Source organism: Streptomyces sp. NPDC021115, from assembly GCF_044333065.1.
Classification (GTDB): domain Bacteria; phylum Actinomycetota; class Actinomycetes; order Streptomycetales; family Streptomycetaceae; genus Streptomyces.
Genome location: NZ_JBIRQF010000001.1, coordinates 750813 through 767987, shown reverse-complemented (window position 1 = coordinate 767987; position 17175 = coordinate 750813). Strand labels below are relative to the sequence as shown.

The following is a 17175-nucleotide window of genomic DNA, read 5'->3' as shown; positions in this document are numbered from 1 at the left end:
TGCCACGCCGTCTTCCCGCACCGCCGGGGACACGGCGGTGAGGTGGGTCACCGTACGGCCTCCGGCGTGCGCGGGGCCTCCACCTCGCCGGTGCGCTTGAGCTTCTGCCAGGGCAGCAGGGCGCCGGTGGCCGCCGTCACGCACGAGTGCAGCAGCACCAGATACATCAGCTGGCGGTAGACGATCTGCTGAAGCGGCAGTACGGCCAGCGCCCGGTACCGCTCACCGTCCAGCCGGAAGGCGTACGCCGCGCCCAGCAGCTGCGCCAGCAGCAGCGCGCCCCACGCGGCGAGCGACCGCACCGGGTCCACGAAGATCACCCCGTACAGCGTGAACAGGTCGATCAGCGGCGCGAACAGCGGCGTGACGATCTGGAAGAGCACCACCAGCGGCAGCCCCACCCGGCCGAACCGCCCCGACGGACCCCGGTCGATCAGCGAGCGGCGGTGCTTCCACAGCGCCTGCATCGTGCCGTAGCTCCAGCGGTAGCGCTGCTTCCACAGCTGGCCCAGGGTGCCCGGCGCCTCGGTCCAGGCGCGGGCGTGCTCCTGGTACACCACCTGCCACCCGGCCCGGTGCAGCGCGATGGTGATGTCGGTGTCCTCGGCCAGGGTGTCGGCGCTCATGCCCCCGGCGTCCAGCAGCGCGCGGCGGCGGAAGGCGCCGATCGCGCCGGGGATGGTCGGCATGCAGCGCAGCAGGTCGTACATGCGCCGGTCGAGGTTGAAGCCCATCACGTACTCGATGTGCTGCCAGGCGCCGATCAGCCGACGGCGGTTGCCGACCTTGGCGTTGCCCGCGACCGCGCCGACCCGGGAGTCGGCGAAGGGGCGGACCAGCTCGCGGACGGTGGTGGGCTCGAAGACGGTGTCGCCGTCCATCATCACGATCAGCTCGTGGCGGGCGGCGGCGATGCCGTTGTTGAGCGCGGCGGGCTTGCCCGCGTTCGGCTGGCGCAGCACCCGGACGTGTCGCAGCCCCAGCGCCTCCACGATCTCCGCGGTGCCGTCTGTCGAGCCGTCGTCCACGACCAGGATCTCGATCGGATGGGTGGAGGCGGCCAGCGAGTCGAGGGTGTGGGCGATGCACTCCTTCTCGTTGTACGCGGGCACCACGACGCTCACCGGCGCGGTCACTTCCTGCACCAGGGTGTAGCGGCGCCGGTTCCGGGAGCGGCGGTGCCACCAGGCAAGCCCCACCATCAGCAGCAGCCGCCCGCACACCGCGAGACCCACGACCCCCAGCATCCCGATGAGCACCGGCAGCGCGTGCTGGGTGGCCTGCGCGGCCCAGATCAGCGTCCGGCCCTCCCACACCCGCACGGCGGGGGCCGGATGGTTGGCGCTCTGGGCGTCGAGCGCGCCGGTGATGGTGGTGAACGAGTAGCCGCGCGCCGCCATCCGGTCGATGTAGCGGCCCAGGGCCGCAACGGTCCGTGCCCGGTTGCCGCCCGCGTCATGGAAGAGCACGGACGCGCCCTTCGTGCCGCGGGGCGTGGCGTTCTGGACGATCTCCTTGACCGGCGGCCGCCGCCAGTCCTCGCTGTCGGTGTCCACGAACGCGCTGACGTACCCCTTGGCGCCCACGTGCTGCTGCACCGGCCAGGTGCGGTCGTCGAGCGCGGACACCTCCGAGGCGTACGGCGCGCGGAACAGCGAGCTGGTGACGCCCGCCGCGCCCGCCAGGGCCAGCTGCGACTGGGCCAGTTCGCGGTTCAACCGCTGCTTGTCCTGGTAGGACAGGTCGACATGGGAGAAGGTGTGCACGCCGATCTCATGTCCGGCGGCCACCATCCGGCGCACCAGGCCCGGGTGACGGACCACCATCTGCCCCAGCACGAAGAACGTCCCCGGCACGCGGTGCTCGCGCAGCACGGCCAGGATCTCCGGGGTCCAGCGCGGGTCGGGGCCGTCGTCGAAGGTCAGCGCGATGGTCTTGTCGGGAATGGAGTGCTCGGTCGCCCGCCCCTTCCGGTCGAAGGTGAGGACCGGCCCGCCGTCGCGCAGCCGCTCGGGGACGCTGCGGTACGAATGCGCCGCGTGCACCCGGGCGTCGTTGCCGATCTCGGCGTACAGATAGCCGTCCAGCAGCAGGGCGCAGACCAGCGCGAGCAGCGTGGCCAGCGCGAAGGCGATCCGGGTGGGGGTGCGCAGCCGAAGGCGCCCCCGGAGGCGCTTGCGTGGCTTCGGTGTTCTGCTTCCGGGTCTCGGGAGTCCGCGGCCGCGTGGCCGCGGCAGGTTCAGCGGTCTGCCGCCGCTCATGAGGCCCGGCCGCGGAACGGCGCGAGCGACGACCAGTCGATCCCGCCGGGCGCGGCCGGTCCCCACACCGGGGGCTCGGGGTCGTTCACCGGGGGCTTGGCCTGGCCCGGGCCGGGGCTCAGGGGGCGCGCGGGGCCCGGTTCGGCGGGCTTCGCGGGGCCGGCGGCCGGGGGCTTCTTCACCGGGCCGGGCGCCGGGTCCACCGGCTTCCGCGGCGGCTTGTGGGGCGCCGGACGCGCGGGTGACGAGGCGGACTTGTGGGACCGCGGGTGCTGCGGCGCGTGGCCGGTCCTGTGGTGCGCGGACCGCCGGTGCCGCGGGGCGTGGTGCTTGGCCGGACGGCGGTGGGAGCGCGTGGCGTGCGTGGCGCGCCTCGGCCGCGCGTCGCGCGCCGCGGACGCGCGGTGCGGCTGGGGCGGCGCCGGGCGGGCGAGCGCGGTGGGTCTGCGGGCGCTCGCGGGGCGTACGTCAGCGGGGGAGTGCGGACGGGGGCCGTCCGGATGGTCCTGGTCGTACCGGCCGTACGGGGCGTACCGGCCGTACGGGGCGTGCTGGCCGTACGGGTCGTGCTGGCCGTACCCTCCGTCAGACAGGTGCTCATGTGCTGCGGACGGCCCGCCGGAATGCCCCTCCGGTGCGCCCTTCGGCTCCCGGCCGAACGCCTCGGTGGTGACGGGGTGCCCCGGGATCAGCATCTCGGGAGCGATGGCCGTACCGCCCGCGAAGCCCAGCCCGAGGACGGCCGAATAGCCGAAGCAGACGGCCCCCGCGAGCGCTCCCGCGTGCCGCACCAGCCTGCGGCGGCGCCCGGAGAGGTCCACGAACACGGGCCCCTTCCTGGCCACGTCGGAGCGGACGGGACGCGAGAGCGCACGCTCGGCCACATCTGACTGAGGATCCATGGGGCAGAGGCTAGTCCAGGAAATACGACATACAACCTATGTGTCAAACATGCGGTGTGTCATAGTTCATGACTTTCGATGGGATATGCGAGGTTGGCGGGGAGGTCGGGCCGGGGCCAGCCCTCCGGTCCTCGTCGAGCGGAAGGAAGAGCGCGTGCGATTGAGGGCCAGCCCCCGCATGAGCGGAATCGCCATGGCCGGAGCCGTGCTCTGCGCCACCGTCGCCGTCTGGGCGGGCAGCGAGGAGCCGACCGTGACGCACCACGCGGCCTCGCACGCCGCGGCCCCCCGCCCGTCGCCGCCCCCCGTCGCCTTCGTGCCGTACGTGAGCGCCTGGGCCGGATCGCGTTACGACATGCCCGCCGCGGTGGCGCGCGGCGTCAATGAATTCACCCTGGGCTTCGTCGTATCGGGAGACGGCTGCGCCCCGGCCTGGGACAGCGGCATCCCGTTCGACGACCAGTCGCTGACGTCCCGTATCGAGGCCACCCGGCGGGCCGGTGGCGACGTACGGATCTCCTTCGGCGGCGCCGACGGCACGGAACTGGCCACGGCCTGCGAGGACACCTCGCAACTCGTCGCCGCGTACACGGAGGTGATCGAGCGCTACGGGATCCTCCGGGTCGACTTCGACATCGAGGGCGACGCCCTCGCCGACGCCGCCGCCACCGCCCGCCGGGCCCAGGCCATCGCCCTGGTCCAGCGCGCCCACAAGGGGTTGAACGTCTCCTTCACGCTGCCCGCCATGCCCGACGGGCTGACGCCAGGGGCCCTCGCCCAGCTCACCGCGGCCCGGCAGCAGGGCGTCACCGTCTCGTCGGTCAACGTCATGGCGATGAACTACAGCGGCGACCACACGGGGAACATGGGCCGTTACGCCGTCCAGGCGGCCACCGCCGCCCAGGAGAAGGTCCGCCGGGTGCTCGGGCTGTCCGACGCCGCCGCGTGGAAGACCCTCGCCGTGACCCCGATGATCGGGGTCAACGACGTGACCGGCGAGGTCTTCACGCTGGAGGACGCCGCCGGACTCGCCCGCTTCGCGGCCCGCAAGGGCATCGGGCGGCTGTCGATGTGGTCGGCGGAACGGGACCGCCCGTGCACGCCGCGGGACACCGCCGCCGAGAACGGCGGCGACGAGGGCAGCGGGGACGACGGCAGCGGCGACACCGGCGCCGCGGCCCCCGAGTCCCCGGCCACCGCCCCCAGCATCTCGTGCAGCGGCATCCAGCAGCGCCCGGGCGCCTTCGAAGCGGCCCTGTCCGGCTGACAGCCGACGGCCCCGGCCCGCCCGTTGCGAACGGGCGGGCCGGGGCCGTCAGAAGCGCCGTAGGGTCACGCGCCGGGCCGGACCGGGATGCTGCTCACGAACGGCTGGGCCGGGCCGGGATCGGTGAAGAAGTCGTTCCCCTTGTCGTCCACCACGATGAACGCCGGGAAGTCCTCCACCTCGATCTTCCAGACCGCCTCCATGCCCAGCTCCTCGTACTCCAGGACCTCGACCTTCTTGATGCAGTCCTGCGCGAGCCGCGCCGCCGGGCCGCCGATCGAGCCCAGGTAGAAGCCGCCGTACGCGTCGCACGCCTGGGTGACCTGCTTGGAGCGGTTGCCCTTGGCCAGCATCACCATCGAGCCGCCCGCCGCCTGGAACTGCTCGACGTACGCGTCCATCCGGCCCGCCGTCGTCGGGCCGAACGAGCCGGAGGCGTAGCCCTCGGGCGTCTTGGCCGGCCCCGCGTAGTAGACGGCGTGATCGCGCAGGTACTGCGGCATCTCCTCGCCCGCGTCCAGCCGCTCCTTGATCTTCGCGTGCGCGATGTCGCGGGCGACGACCAGCGGGCCGGTGAGGGAGAGCCGCGTCTTGACCGGGTGCTTGGTCAGCTCGGCCCGGATCTCGTCCATCGGCCGGTTCAGGTCGATCCGTACGACGTCGCTCTCGTCCAGGTGCTCGTCCGTCGTCTCGGGGAGGAAGCGCGCCGGGTCGGTCTCCAGCTGCTCCAGGAAGACGCCCTCCGGGGTGATCTTCGCGAGCGCCTGGCGGTCGGCCGAGCAGGAGACGGCGATGGCGACCGGGCAGGACGCGCCGTGCCGCGGCAGCCGGACGACCCGTACGTCGTGGCAGAAGTACTTGCCGCCGAACTGCGCGCCGATCCCGATCTTCTGCGTCAGCTCGAAGACCTTCTCCTCCAGCTCCTTGTCCCGGAAGCCGTGACCGGTCGGGGAGCCCTCGGCGGGCAGCTCGTCCAGGTAGTGCGCGGAGGCGTACTTCGCGGTCTTCAGCGCGTACTCGGCGCTGGTGCCGCCGACCACGATCGCCAGGTGGTACGGCGGGCAGGCGGAGGTGCCGAGCGAGCGGATCTTCTCCTCCAGGAACTTCATCATCGATGCCTCGTTCAGCACCGCCTTCGTCTCCTGGTAGAGGAAGGACTTGTTCGCCGAGCCGCCGCCCTTGGCCATGAAGAGGAACTTGTAGGCGTCGCCGTCGGTCGCGTACAGCTCGATCTGCGCGGGCAGGTTGGAGCCGGTGTTCTTCTCGTCCCACATGGTCAGCGGTGCCATCTGGGAGTAGCGCAGGTTGAGCTTGGTGTACGCGTCGTAGACGCCGCGCGACAGGGCCTCCTCGTCGCCGCCTTGCGTCAGCACGTTCTGGCCGCGCTTGCCCATGACGATGGCGGTGCCGGTGTCCTGGCACATCGGGAGCACCCCGGCCGCCGCGATGTTGGCGTTCTTCAGCAGGTCCAGCGCCACGAAGCGGTCGTTCGGGCTGGCCTCGGGGTCGTCGAGGATGCGGCGCAGCTGGGCGAGGTGATCGGGGCGCAGGTAGTGCGAAATGTCGTGCATCGCCTCGGCCGCGAGCGTGCGCAGCGCCTCCGGCTCGACCTTGAGGAAGGTGCGCCCGTCGGCCTCGAAGGTGCTCACGCCCTCGGAGGTCACCAGACGGTACGTCGTCCGGTCTTCTCCCAGGGGCAGCAGGTCCGAATAGGCGAACGCCGGGTGGGCTGGGTGGGAAGCGGCGGGCATCGCGGCCATTCCTTACTCGACGGGGGCTACGGCTGACTTCGTCGACAGCGCGTGCATAAGCGTAGAACGGGGTGGGGGTGCGGCGGCTTGTGAGGTAAGGCTCAGTGGAGCCCGCCGCGTATCGGGGTCGTCGTATATCGCGTACCGCACCCCTAGTCGCGATCTATCGCGAGTGGGTACGCTGACGGACGTGGATGAGCAGCAGTCGCAGCAGCCGGTCCCCCTGACCAAAACCGCCCCCGCCCCGGCAATGGCCCCGGCAAGGGCGTCGGCGCCCGTCACGGCGGCGGAGATCCGCGCGTCCGACGCGGACCGCGACCGGATCGCGGACATCCTGCGGGAGGCCCTCGCCGAGGGGCGGCTGGAACCGGAGGAGCACGCCGAGCGGATCGACGCGGTCTACCGCGCCAAGACCCGCGGCGAGCTGGAGCCCCTGGTCCGGGACGTGCCCGCGGGCCCGGCCCGCACCGCGGCGGGGCTGTCATCCGCTGCGGCGGCGTCCGGCCCCGCGGGCAGCCCGGAGAACCTGATCGCGATCTTCGGCGGTGCCGTGCGCAAGGGCCGCTGGCGGCCCCGCCGCCGTACCCACGCCTTCGCGGTCTTCGGCGGCGTCGAGATCGACCTCACCGAGGCGGTCTTCGAGCAGCGGGAGATCGTCATCCAGGCGTGGGCCGTGTTCGGCGGGGTGGAGATCAGGGTCCCGGAGAACGTCTCGCTGCACGGTTCGGGCTCCGGCGTATTCGGCGGCGTGGACATCGCGGAACACGAGGCTCCGGACCCCGAAGCGCCGGTGATCCAGGTCAGCGGATTCGCGCTCTTCGGCGGGATCGACGCCAAGCCGAAGCGCGGGAAACGTGTGAAGAACCTGAGGTCATAAGGGCTGAACAGCCGCTGTGCATACGGAATTTCCGGGCGGGACAACCGTGTGCATAAGCGTGCGCACAGCGGGTAAGGCTTGGTGCATCGTCTCTCGTACGGCTGATGGGGGTGCACAGGGGGCCGTGCGGCGGGAGACGGGCAAGGGTGAATACCGGAGCCGTCGTCAGGAGTAGACCGTGCTGCAACCGCATCAGCCCCTGCTGGACGCCGCCGTGCCCCCGCAGCGCAGCCCAGCGCGGGAACAGGCAGGCCCCTGGCACTCGGAGGCGGTGTGCCGCCGGGATGAGGCCGGGCTGTTCTTCGCCCCCTCCAAGGAGCCCACGGCTGCGAGGCTGTCGCGGGAAGAGGCCGCCAAGCGCGTCTGTGCGCGCTGCCCGGTCATGGTCGAGTGCCGGGAGCACGCGCTGCTCCAGCCCGAGCCGTACGGGGTGTGGGGAGGGCTGACCGCGGCCGAGCGCCGCGTGGTGCTGGCCCGCCGTCGCCGCCGAGAGGCGGAGCTCCAGCGCGCCGTGCGCGTCGCCGCCGCCGGGTGAACTCTTCGGGTCACGGGCCGGCCCCGCCGGGTGGCGGAGTCCGGCCCGTGCCGTGCGTACGCTCCGGGGCGCGCGATATAGCGCGGGCCGCTGGCGCGCGCCGCTAGCGCGGGCGCTCGAAGTCGACCGAGGCGTAGGCGCGCAGCTTGGACAGCCGGTGGGTGGAGTCGATCTGCCGGATCGTCCCCGACTTCGACCGCATCACCAGCGACTGGGTGGTGGCGGTCTCCGCGCGGTACCGCACCCCGCGCAGCAGATCGCCGTCGGTGATGCCGGTGGCGACGAAGAACACATTGTCGCCGCTGACCAGGTCGTCGGTCTGGAGGACCTGGTCGAGGTCATGGCCCGCGTCGACGGCCCGCTGCCGCTCCTCGTCGTCCTTCGGCCACAGCTTGGCCTGGATCGTGCCGCCGAGGCACTTGATCGCACAGGCCGCGATGATGCCCTCCGGGGTGCCGCCGACGCCCAGCAGCAGATCGGCGCCGGTGCCCTCGCGCACCGCCATGATCGCACCGGCCACGTCGCCGTCGGAGATGAACTTGATCCGGGCGCCCGCCTCCCGGATCTCCTTGACCAGCCCCTCGTGGCGGGGGCGGTCCAGCACCACCACGGTGACGTCCTCGGGGCTGGACTTCTTCGCCTTCGCGATCCGCCGGATGTTCACCCCGGGCGGCGCGGTGATGTCGACGAACTCGGCGGCCTCGGGGCCGGTGACCAGCTTGTCCATGTAGAACACGGCCGACGGGTCGAACATGGTGCCCCGCTCGGCGACGGCGAGCACGGAGACGGCGTTGGCCATGCCCTTGGCGGTCAGCGTGGTGCCGTCCACCGGGTCCACGGCCACGTCGCACTCCGGGCCGGTCCCGTCGCCGACGCGCTCTCCGTTGAAGAGCATCGGCGCCTCGTCCTTCTCGCCCTCGCCGATGACGACGACGCCGTTCATCGAGACGGTGTGGACGAGGGAACGCATGGCCTTCACGGCGGCGCCGTCCGCGCCGTTCTTGTCACCGCGGCCGACCCAGCGGCCGGAGGCCATGGCGCCCGCCTCGGTGACCCTGACCAGCTCGAGGGCGAGGTTGCGGTCGGGAGCCGCGGGACTGACCTCGAGCTGGGACGGCAGATGATGCTCGGTCATCGGAGCGCACCTTTCTGTACGGCGACGAACCGGAAAAAGTGAGGGTGCTCATGACCTTATCCGCTCATTGCGAAGGTGAGCAGGGGACCCCACGCATGAGCACGGCCCTGTCACGGCCCTGTTGCCGGGTCTCGCGAGGCCATGAGGGACGATGGGGGCGTGGCAGGTATGCGTGGCAAAGAGACGGTGCGGGACATGGTCCTGTCGCTGACGGTGATTGGTGTCGTCGCGGCGGCCATCTACGTCTTCGGCATTCCGCACGACGACAGTGACAAGGGCAAGGGCGTCAGGACGGTCGACTACCGGGTGGAGGTGGACACCGCCCGGCGCGCGGCGCCGTACCCGGTCGCCGCCCCCGAGAAGGGCAGCCTCCCCGAGGGCTGGCGCGCGACCTCGGTGACGTACCAGCCCGGGGCCACCGAGGACAAGGGCGCGGCCTGGCATCTGGGCTTCCTCGACCAGCACGAGGAGTACATCGCGATCGAGCAGAGCGACGGCAAGCCCGTCCCCTTCATCGACGAGGTCACCCAGCAGGCGCGGGAGACGAAGGCCAAGGAGAAGATCGGCGGCCATGAGTGGGTGCGTTACGAGGGCGACAAGTACGACGCCCTGGTGCGCCGTGAACCGGGTGTGACGACGGTCGTCACCGGCACCGCCTCGTACGGGCAGCTCGCGAAGATGGCCGCGGCGCTCAAGACCGAGAAGGCGGCCGACAAGGGCTGACCGGACAGCAGGGCGCCCCTACGGCTCACGAGCCGTAGGGGCGCCCTGCTGTCCGGTGTCCGGTCCCGGGACGCATCAGACGGTGGTGACGACCTGCCCGTAGTCCAGACGCGGGCTGCGCGGCTTCGAGGCGCCCTCGCCCGGCTTGCCGATGTTGACGACCATCAGCGGGGTGTGGTCGTCGTCCAGGAACTCCTTCTGCACCCCGGCCGGGTCGTAACCGGTCATCGGACCGGCGGCCAGACCGGCGGCGCGGACGCCCACGATGAAGTAACCGGCCTGCAGCGAGGCATTGAGCGCGGCGGCCTGCTCACGGGTGCCGCGCTCGCTGAAGAAGATGTCCTTGATCTGCGGAGCGTGCGGGAAGAGCGCGGGCAGCTCCTCGTGGAACTCGTTGTCCGCGGCGAGGATCGCGACCAGCGGCGCGGAGGCCGTCTTGGCCTGGTTGCCCTCGGCCATGTGCGGAACCAGACGCTCACGCGCCTCGGCGGAGCGAACCAGGACGATGCGCAGCGGCGACTGGTTGAACGCCGTGGGGGCGTACTTCACCAGGTCGTAGATGGCCTGCACCTGCTCCTCGGAGACGGGCTCGTCGGTAAAGGTATTGGCGGTGTGGGCCTCACGGAAGAGCAGATCCTGGGCGGCCGGGTCGAGTGCGAGCGTCATGGCAAACCTCCTGGTCACGGTGGTGATATCGATGTACGCAGGCTCCACTGTACGAGATTTAGGTTAATGTTCAACTAAAATCGGAGCACCGTGCGCCGAATCACAGCCGCCAGCTCGACTCAGCCCCCTGGGGCACCTCCCGGCGGTAGCTGGGGGAATTGGAGGAGCGGGGCCCGGGGGCGGAGCCCCCACCCGGGGCCCGGGGACGGAGCCCCCGGTTCGGGAAGGGGCGGGGTGGGGAAAGGCCCGCCGCCCCGCCCCGATCAGCCGTCGCCCTCGCCGTCGCCGTCCACCCCGCCATCCCCCGCCCCCGCAGCCAGCGCCGCGTCAAGCCGAGCCCGAGCCCCCTCCAACCAGCGACGGCACACCGCGGCCAGCTCCTCGCCCCGCTCCCACAGGGCCAGCGACTCCTCCAGGCTGGTGCCGCCCGCCTCCAGCCGCCGCACGACCTCGACCAGCTCGTCCCGCGCCTGCTCGTACCCGAGCGTCGCCTCGGCCGCCCCGGCGCGCTCGCCGGTCTTCTCGTCCGTCTTCGCCATGCCACCCACCCTATTCAGCGGGTCCGACAGCGGCCCGCACCGTGAACTCACCCTCCGCGACCCGCGCCCGCAGCTCCTCGTCCGCCGACACCTCGGCCGCCGCCCGCACCACCGACCCGTCCGCGTGCTGGAGCACCGCATAGCCGCGCCGCAGCGTCGCGGCGGGGGAGAGGGCCACCACCCGGGCCTGGGTGTGGGCCAGCTCCGAGTCCGCGCGGTCGAGCAGATGCCCCAGACAGCGCCGGGCCCGGTCCAGCACGGACGCGATCTGCTCCTCGCGCTCGTCCACCATCCGGTGCGGCTGCCGCAGGCACGGCCGGGCGAGCGCGGCCTCAAGGCCCCGCTCCTCGCGGTCCAGCAGCCCGTTCACACTGCGCAGCGCGCGCTCCCGCAGATGCTGGATGCGCACCAGCTCCTCGCCCACATCCGGCACGGTCTTCTTCGCGGCGTCGGTGGGCGTGGACGCGCGCAGGTCCGCGACCAGGTCCAGCAGGGGCGAATCCGGCTCGTGCCCGATCGCGGAGACCACCGGCGTGGCGCACGCGGCGACGGTCCGTACGAGCTGCTCGTCCGAGAACGGCAGCAGATCCTCCACGCTGCCGCCGCCCCGCGCGACCACGATCACGTCGACCTCCGGCAGCGCGTCCAGCTCCTGGACCGCCTCGATCACCTGCGGCACCGCGTGCGTGCCCTGCACGGCGACGTTGCGCACCTCGAAGCGGACGGCGGGCCAGCGCAGCCGGGCGTTCTCCAGCACGTCGCGCTCGGCGGCCGACGCCCGCCCGCAGACCAGCCCTATCAGCTGCGGCAGGAACGGCAGCGGCTTCTTGCGCTCGGCGGCGAACAGCCCCTCCGCCGCCAGCGACTTCTTCAACTGCTCCAGCCGCGCCAGCAGTTCACCGACGCCCACCGGCCGGATCTCGGCGGCCCGCAGGGACAGCTGCCCGCGTGGCGCGTACCACTCCGGCTTGGCGTGCACGACGACCCGGGCGCCTTCCGACACCGTGTCCGCGATCTTGTCGAAGACGGCGCGAAAGCAGGTGACCGTGAGCGAGATGTCGTAGCTGGGGTCGCGCAGTGTCAGGAAGACCACCCCGGCGCCCGGCCGCCGCGACAGCTGGGTGATCTGCCCCTCGACCCACACCGCCCCGAGCCGGTCGATCCACCCCCCGATCAGCCGGGACACCTCGCCGACTGGGATCGGCGCTTCCGCGGACGTGTTGACAGCCATGCCCGCGAGCGTATCGGCCACCACCGACAGAGCCCGTCGTCATCGCCCCTACCATGGGGGACATGACTGCAACCTCCGCCCGCCGGGTCCTGCTCGCTGCCCCGCGTGGCTACTGCGCGGGCGTCGACCGTGCCGTGATCGCCGTCGAAAAGGCCCTGGAGCAGTACGGCGCGCCGATTTACGTGCGCAAGGAGATCGTCCACAACAAGTACGTCGTCCAGACCCTGGAGAAGAAGGGCGCGATCTTCGTCGAGGAGACGGAGGAGGTGCCCGAGGGCTCCATCGTGATCTTCTCGGCGCACGGCGTCGCGCCGGTCGTCCACGAGGAGGCCGCGGACCGCAAGCTGGCCACCATCGACGCGACCTGCCCGCTGGTCACCAAGGTCCACAAGGAGGCCGTCCGGTTCGCCAAGGAGGACTACGACATCCTCCTGATCGGTCACGAGGGCCATGAGGAGGTCATCGGCACCAGCGGCGAGGCGCCGGACCACGTCACCCTGGTCGACGGCCCGGACGACGTGAAGAACGTCGAGGTCCGCGACGAGTCCAAGGTCGTCTGGCTGTCCCAGACCACCCTCTCGGTCGACGAGACCATGGAGACCGTGGACGCGCTCCAGGACCGCTTCCCGCAGCTCATCAGCCCGCCCAGCGACGACATCTGCTACGCCACCCAGAACCGCCAGACCGCGATCAAGCAGGTCGCGGCCGAATCCGACCTGGTCATCGTCGTCGGCTCCAAGAACTCCTCCAACTCGGTGCGGCTGGTCGAGGTCGCCATCGGCGCCGGTGCCAAGGACGGCCACCTGGTCGACTACGCGAGCGAGATCGACGAGGCGTGGCTGGAGGGCGTGTCGACGGTCGGCGTGACTTCGGGCGCCTCCGTGCCGGACGTGCTGGTCGAGGGCGTCCTGGAGTGGCTGGCCGAGCGCGGTTACGGGGACGTGGAGGTCGTGCAGCCCATGCAGGAGACCATGACCTTCTCGCTGCCCAAGGAACTGCGCCGGGACCTGCGCGCCGAGGCCGCTGCGGCCGCCGGAACGGCCGCGGCCACCGGAACGGACGGCGCGCAGCCGTGACCGATGGAGGCGGCACCGCCGCACGAGTCTTCGGCGTGGACATCGGCGGCTCCGGGATCAAGGGCGCGCCGGTGGACCTGGACCGCGGCGACCTGGCCGAGGAGCGCCACAAGGTGCTCACCCCGCACCCGTCCACGCCCGAGGCGGTCGTGGACGGGGTGGTGGAGGTCGCCGGGCACTTCGGCTGGGCCGACCGCCCGGTCGGGGTGACCTTCCCTGGCGTGGTCACGAACGGTAGGACCCTTACCGCCGCGAACGTCGACAAGAGCTGGATCGGCACCGATCTGGCCGGGGTGCTCGGCGAGCGGCTGGGCGTGCCGGTCACCGTGCTCAACGACGCGGACGCGGCCGGGGTCGCCGAGATGACCTTCGGCGCGGGCCGCGGCCGTCAGGGCACCGTGATCGTGCTCACCCTGGGCACCGGCATCGGCAGCGCGGTCTTCACCGGCGGCCGGCTGGTGCCCAACACCGAGCTGGGCCATCTGGAGCTGGACGGCCACGAGGCGGAGAAGCGCGCTTCCACCAAGGTCCGTGAGGACCACGACCTGAGCTGGCCGCACTGGGCGCACCGGGTGCAGAAGTACCTGGCGCACCTGGAGATGCTGTTCTCGCCCGAGCTGTTCGTGATCGGCGGCGGGGTGAGCCGGAAGGCGCACAAGTTCCTGCCGCTGATCGAGGACATCAGGGCCGAGATCGTCCCGGCGCAGCTTCAGAACAATGCCGGGATCGTGGGTGCCGCGATGGCCGCGGCTGCCGCTGCTGACGACGTCGGCGCTGCCGCCCCATGAGGGCGATCCTGCGAACGAGGACGATCACCGCGGTCAGCAGCGTACCGGCGTAGAGCCAGCCCGCGTTCAGCGACAGCGCGGTGAACACGCCCAGCGCCTGGCCCGCGAACCCCGGGCTGCCGTCGTTGATCGGCAGCAGCCCGGCGGTGAAGGCGATCGGCACCCCGATCGCCCCCGGGAACAGGTCGGCGGGCCGCACCCACATCCCGCAGCCGGCGCACGCGAGCAGGAAGAACACCCCGTACGCGGTGGGCGACCCGGAGAACAGCAGCGCGTCCAGGCAGCCGAAGGCGAACATCGCTAGCGCGGTCAGCAGTCCCGCGCCTAACGCGGTGAGCCGGGCGCTGGGCAGGGTGAACGCCAGCGCGCCCGCCGCGCCCGCCAGCCCGCCGCGGCCGCCGCGCGCCGCCGGACGGGCGCCGCGCGCCGCGCCGCCCGGGCCCGGTCCCCCGCTCCTGCTCGGTCCCCCGCTCCGGCCCGGGTACGTGTCGTCCGCCGCCGGGCGGGGCGAGGGGGCGGCCGCCCGGCGGGGCGTACGTGTCCTGTAGTGCTCCACCAGACCAACGTAGGTGGGCGGAGGGCTGGAATCCGGACTGGGACACGCCCTTCGCGGGACCTTGGCGGTCTGTTCGACTGATTGTCAGCCCGGGAGGGTGACGGTCCGCCCGGACGGGTGACCGGAGGCGGGCCCGTAGACTGGTGGACCGGCCCCCGTGGGGGCCGTGTCCCTGTCCTCGCATTCGATCCCGCTACGGGAAGCTACGGGAAGTCGCCAACGTGTCGCTCACGATCGGAATCGTCGGTCTGCCGAATGTCGGCAAGTCGACCCTGTTCAACGCCCTGACCAAGAACGACGTGCTGGCGGCCAACTACCCGTTCGCCACCATCGAGCCCAACGTCGGCGTCGTGGGCGTCCCCGACCCCCGCCTCGACAAGCTCGCCGAGCTGTTCGGCTCGGCCCGCAAGCTCCCCGCCACCGTCGACTTCGTCGACATCGCCGGGATCGTCAAGGGCGCCTCGGAGGGCGAGGGCCTGGGCAACAAGTTCCTGGCGAACATCCGCGAGTCCGACGCCATCTGCCAGGTCATCCGCGCCTTCAAGGACGAGAACGTCGTCCACGTCGACGGAAAGATCTCGCCCAAGAGCGACATCGAGACGATCAACACCGAGCTGATCCTGGCCGACCTCCAGACCATCGAGAAGGTGCTGCCCCGCCTGGTCAAGGAGTCCCGGATCCAGAAGGACAAGCAGGCCCAGGTCAAGGCCGTCGAGGAGGCCAAGGCCATCCTCGAAGAGGGCCGCACCCTCTTCTCCGCGGGCATCGTCCAGGGCAGCGACCGCGCCGCCCTCCTCCACGACCTGCACCTGCTCACCACCAAGCCGTTCCTCTACGTCTTCAACGTCGACGAGGACGAGCTGACCGACGACTCCTTCAAGGCCGAGCAGCGCTCCCTCGTCGCCCCCGCCGAGGCGATCTTCCTCAACGCCAAGCTCGAAGCGGACCTCGCCGAACTGGACGACGAGGAGGCCCTCGAACTCCTCCAGTCCGTGGGCCAGACCGAACCCGGCCTCGCCACCCTCGCCCACGTCGGCTTCAACACCCTCGGCCTCCAGACCTACCTCACGGCCGGCCCCAAGGAATCCCGCGCCTGGACCATCAAGAAGGGCGCCACGGCCCCCGAGGCGGCCGGTGTCATCCACACCGACTTCCAGAAGGGCTTCATCAAGGCCGAGGTCATCTCCTTCGACGACCTGGTCGAGACCGGCTCCGTAGCCGACGCCCGCTCGGCGGGCAAGGCGCGCATGGAGGGCAAGGACTACGTGATGCGCGACGGCGACGTGGTGGAGTTCCGCTTCAACGTCTGACCTCCGCCGGGTCGCTGACCCGCACTGGCGTCCGAAGGCTGCGCATCGCGGCCCCAGGAGACCGGTTCCTGCGTTACAGGCCCTTCGGCAGCCCCCTCATCCACGGTGATAGCCGCAATCACCGCCGACGGAGGAGGAGCCAGATGAAGACCGGCCTCACTGATGCAGCCGATGCGGAACGCGGCGTCGCAAGCCCCTGCCCCAGCCGTCGGCAGGGGCTGCGCACGATCGTCGGCACCGGGGCGGGCAACGCGCGAGTGGTACGACTGGAACGTCTACGCGCTCTTCGCGCCCTTCGTCGCCGAGCAGTTCTTCGACCCGGAGGACTCGTTCTCCGGGCTGCTCGCGACGCTCGCGGTGTTCGCCGTGGGGTTCGTGATGCGTCCGCTCGGCGGCCTTCTGTTCGGCTGGTTCGGCGACCGGCATGGGCGGCGGGCGGCGCTGATGCTGTCGATCGTCCTGGGTGCCGTCGTCCGCCACGCGCTGCCCGATGTCTCGCGCCACAGCTGAGAGGAACGCCATGTCACTGACCGGCCGGAAGGTCGCCGTCTTCGCCCTCGGCGGCACCATCGCCACCACCGCGGATCCCCTGACCGGCGAGGTGGCGCCCGCCCTGTCAGCGGAGCAGCTTCTGCACTCCGTGAAGGGAATCGACGCCCTGGGAGTCGAGCTGCGCGTCCACGACTTCCGCCGTCTGCCCAGCGCCTCACTGTCGCCGACGGACCTCGACGCGCTCCACGCCGAGATCGGAGCGGAGCTGGACTCCGGGCGGGTGGACGGCGTGGTGGTCGTCCAGGGAACGGACACCATGGAGGAGACGGCCTTCTACCTCGACCTGCTGCACCGGGGCGAGGAGCCGATCGTCTTCACCGGGGCGATGCGCGACGCGACCAAGGCCGGCCCCGACGGACCGGCCAACCTGTACGCCGCCGTCATCGCGGCCGCCGGACCGTGGCTGCGGGGGGCGGGCTGCGTCGTCGTCCTCGGCGACGAGGTGCACGCCGCGCGAACGGTCGAGAAGAGCCACACGACCAGCACCGCCGCCTTCACCTCACCCGGTTCCGGCCCGCTCGGACTGGTGGCCGAGGGACGAGTGAGGCTGCATCAGCGACTGCCCCACCGGACCATCGGCCCCGCCGGCCCCGCCGAACCGGCCGACGGAACGGCGGGTCCGCGCCCGGTGCGGGTCGCGCTGCACACCGTGGCCTTCGGAGACGACGGCACCCAACTCGACCTGCTGGACGGCCAGTGCGACGGACTCGTCATCGCGGCCCTGGGTGCCGGGCACGTTCCCGAATGGCTGGTCCCCCGCCTCCGCCGCCTCGCCGACCGGATCCCCGTCGTCCTCACCTCCCGCATCGGCAACGGCCCCGTACTCACCGGCACCTACAGCTACCCCGGCTCCGAGCAGGACCTCCTCGCGGGCGGACTGATCGCCGGGGGTGACCTCAGCCCCTACAAGGCCCGCCTGCTCCTCCTCCGTCTCCTCTCCACCGGCTGCCACGACCGCACCCGCGTCGCCCGGACCTTCGCCGCCATCGCCGAGCGCGGCGAGTAG

Annotated in this window: 17 protein-coding genes; 9 read left to right on the top strand and 8 right to left on the bottom strand. The window is 71.6% G+C overall.

The window, feature by feature from the left end:
* Positions 1-47: 47 nt before the first annotated feature.
* Together ACH4TL_RS03475 and ACH4TL_RS03470 are read right to left on the bottom strand one after the other, a co-directional pair.
* A complete protein-coding gene (locus ACH4TL_RS03475) occupies positions 48-2261 on the bottom strand; it encodes a bifunctional polysaccharide deacetylase/glycosyltransferase family 2 protein (protein ID WP_398312845.1) in 2214 nt (737 codons plus the stop codon).
* A complete protein-coding gene (locus tag ACH4TL_RS03470) occupies positions 2258-3163 on the bottom strand; it encodes a hypothetical protein (RefSeq protein ID WP_398312848.1) in 906 nt (301 codons plus the stop codon). The genes ACH4TL_RS03475 and ACH4TL_RS03470 overlap by 4 nt, the downstream gene beginning before the upstream one ends.
* Before the next feature lie 178 nt (positions 3164-3341).
* On the opposite strand from ACH4TL_RS03470, the gene ACH4TL_RS03465 reads away from it, so the two are divergent.
* The gene (locus ACH4TL_RS03465) at positions 3342-4430 is read left to right on the top strand and encodes a chitinase (protein WP_398312851.1); all 1089 of its coding nucleotides are present in this window, start codon (positions 3342-3344) and stop codon (positions 4428-4430) included.
* Positions 4431-4495: 65 nt separating this feature from the next.
* Here the strand turns inward: ACH4TL_RS03465 and ACH4TL_RS03460 are convergent, their stop codons facing one another.
* The gene (locus tag ACH4TL_RS03460; protein WP_398312854.1) at positions 4496-6181 is read right to left on the bottom strand and encodes a fumarate hydratase; all 1686 of its coding nucleotides are present in this window, start codon (positions 6179-6181) and stop codon (positions 4496-4498) included.
* A gap of 181 nt (positions 6182-6362) precedes the next feature.
* Here ACH4TL_RS03460 and ACH4TL_RS03455 point away from each other — a divergent pair, with 181 nt between their 5' ends.
* Together ACH4TL_RS03455 and ACH4TL_RS03450 are read left to right on the top strand one after the other, a co-directional pair.
* On the top strand, positions 6363-7058 hold the full coding sequence (locus ACH4TL_RS03455; protein ID WP_398313694.1) for a DUF1707 domain-containing protein: 696 nt from the start codon (positions 6363-6365) through the stop codon (positions 7056-7058).
* Between the two features lie 178 nt (positions 7059-7236).
* Positions 7237-7593 (top strand): WhiB family transcriptional regulator, encoded by a 357-nt coding sequence (locus ACH4TL_RS03450; protein WP_398294367.1) that lies wholly within the window; start codon positions 7237-7239, stop codon positions 7591-7593.
* 103 nt (positions 7594-7696) lie between these two features.
* Here the strand turns inward: ACH4TL_RS03450 and glpX are convergent, their stop codons facing one another.
* Positions 7697-8728 (bottom strand): class II fructose-bisphosphatase, encoded by a 1032-nt coding sequence (gene glpX, locus ACH4TL_RS03445; protein ID WP_361477787.1) that lies wholly within the window; start codon positions 8726-8728, stop codon positions 7697-7699.
* 168 nt (positions 8729-8896) lie between these two features.
* Between glpX and ACH4TL_RS03440 the strand changes: the two genes are divergently transcribed.
* Positions 8897-9451 (top strand): DUF4245 domain-containing protein, encoded by a 555-nt coding sequence (locus ACH4TL_RS03440; protein WP_398313696.1) that lies wholly within the window; start codon positions 8897-8899, stop codon positions 9449-9451.
* A 75-nt stretch (positions 9452-9526) separates the two neighbouring features.
* Here the strand turns inward: ACH4TL_RS03440 and ACH4TL_RS03435 are convergent, their stop codons facing one another.
* The 3 genes from ACH4TL_RS03435 to xseA all read right to left on the bottom strand — a co-directional run bounded on the left by ACH4TL_RS03435 (position 9527) and on the right by xseA (position 11887).
* Complete coding sequence (locus ACH4TL_RS03435; RefSeq protein WP_398312858.1) at positions 9527-10117, bottom strand: malonic semialdehyde reductase; 591 nt, start codon at positions 10115-10117, stop codon at positions 9527-9529.
* A 263-nt stretch (positions 10118-10380) separates the two neighbouring features.
* On the bottom strand, positions 10381-10656 hold the full coding sequence (locus ACH4TL_RS03430; RefSeq protein WP_398312861.1) for an exodeoxyribonuclease VII small subunit: 276 nt from the start codon (positions 10654-10656) through the stop codon (positions 10381-10383).
* A 10-nt stretch (positions 10657-10666) separates the two neighbouring features.
* On the bottom strand, positions 10667-11887 hold the full coding sequence (gene xseA / locus ACH4TL_RS03425) for an exodeoxyribonuclease VII large subunit (protein ID WP_398312864.1): 1221 nt from the start codon (positions 11885-11887) through the stop codon (positions 10667-10669).
* Between the two features lie 53 nt (positions 11888-11940).
* On the opposite strand from xseA, the gene ACH4TL_RS03420 reads away from it, so the two are divergent.
* Complete coding sequence (locus ACH4TL_RS03420; protein WP_398312867.1) at positions 11941-12963, top strand: 4-hydroxy-3-methylbut-2-enyl diphosphate reductase; 1023 nt, start codon at positions 11941-11943, stop codon at positions 12961-12963.
* A complete protein-coding gene (gene ppgK / locus ACH4TL_RS03415; protein ID WP_398312870.1) occupies positions 12960-13751 on the top strand; it encodes a polyphosphate--glucose phosphotransferase in 792 nt (263 codons plus the stop codon). Before ACH4TL_RS03420 ends, ppgK begins: the two co-directional genes overlap by 4 nt.
* On the opposite strand, the gene ACH4TL_RS03410 is transcribed toward ppgK, so the two are convergent.
* Positions 13645-14307 (bottom strand): DUF6542 domain-containing protein, encoded by a 663-nt coding sequence (locus tag ACH4TL_RS03410; RefSeq protein WP_398312872.1) that lies wholly within the window; start codon positions 14305-14307, stop codon positions 13645-13647. The two genes, ppgK and ACH4TL_RS03410, sit on opposite strands and share 107 nt — an antisense overlap.
* A 221-nt stretch (positions 14308-14528) precedes the next feature.
* Between ACH4TL_RS03410 and ychF the strand changes: the two genes are divergently transcribed.
* From ychF to ACH4TL_RS03395, 3 genes are all read left to right on the top strand, one after another.
* The gene (ychF, locus tag ACH4TL_RS03405) at positions 14529-15617 is read left to right on the top strand and encodes a redox-regulated ATPase YchF (RefSeq protein WP_398312875.1); all 1089 of its coding nucleotides are present in this window, start codon (positions 14529-14531) and stop codon (positions 15615-15617) included.
* Positions 15618-15788: 171 nt separating this feature from the next.
* Positions 15789-16127, top strand: coding sequence for an MFS transporter (locus tag ACH4TL_RS03400; protein ID WP_398425138.1), 339 nt, complete (start codon positions 15789-15791; stop codon positions 16125-16127).
* A 10-nt stretch (positions 16128-16137) separates the two neighbouring features.
* Entirely contained in the window at positions 16138-17175 is a 1038-nt protein-coding gene (locus tag ACH4TL_RS03395; protein ID WP_398312881.1) for an asparaginase, read from the top strand.

Coding starts and splice junctions, on each gene's coding strand:
- ACH4TL_RS03465 (WP_398312851.1), top strand. CDS start 3,342: ATGAGCGGAATCGCCATGGCCGGAGCCGTGCTCTGCGCCACCGTCGCC.
- ACH4TL_RS03475 (WP_398312845.1), bottom strand. CDS start 2,261: ATGAGCGGCGGCAGACCGCTGAACCTGCCGCGGCCACGCGGCCGCGGA.
- ACH4TL_RS03440 (WP_398313696.1), top strand. CDS start 8,897: ATGCGTGGCAAAGAGACGGTGCGGGACATGGTCCTGTCGCTGACGGTG.
- ACH4TL_RS03420 (WP_398312867.1), top strand. CDS start 11,941: ATGGGGGACATGACTGCAACCTCCGCCCGCCGGGTCCTGCTCGCTGCC.
- xseA (WP_398312864.1), bottom strand. CDS start 11,887: ATGGCTGTCAACACGTCCGCGGAAGCGCCGATCCCAGTCGGCGAGGTG.
- ACH4TL_RS03430 (WP_398312861.1), bottom strand. CDS start 10,656: ATGGCGAAGACGGACGAGAAGACCGGCGAGCGCGCCGGGGCGGCCGAG.
- ACH4TL_RS03400 (WP_398425138.1), top strand. CDS start 15,789: ATGCGGAACGCGGCGTCGCAAGCCCCTGCCCCAGCCGTCGGCAGGGGC.
- glpX (WP_361477787.1), bottom strand. CDS start 8,728: ATGACCGAGCATCATCTGCCGTCCCAGCTCGAGGTCAGTCCCGCGGCT.
- ACH4TL_RS03470 (WP_398312848.1), bottom strand. CDS start 3,163: ATGGATCCTCAGTCAGATGTGGCCGAGCGTGCGCTCTCGCGTCCCGTC.
- ACH4TL_RS03460 (WP_398312854.1), bottom strand. CDS start 6,181: ATGCCCGCCGCTTCCCACCCAGCCCACCCGGCGTTCGCCTATTCGGAC.
- ACH4TL_RS03395 (WP_398312881.1), top strand. CDS start 16,138: ATGTCACTGACCGGCCGGAAGGTCGCCGTCTTCGCCCTCGGCGGCACC.
- ACH4TL_RS03435 (WP_398312858.1), bottom strand. CDS start 10,117: ATGACGCTCGCACTCGACCCGGCCGCCCAGGATCTGCTCTTCCGTGAG.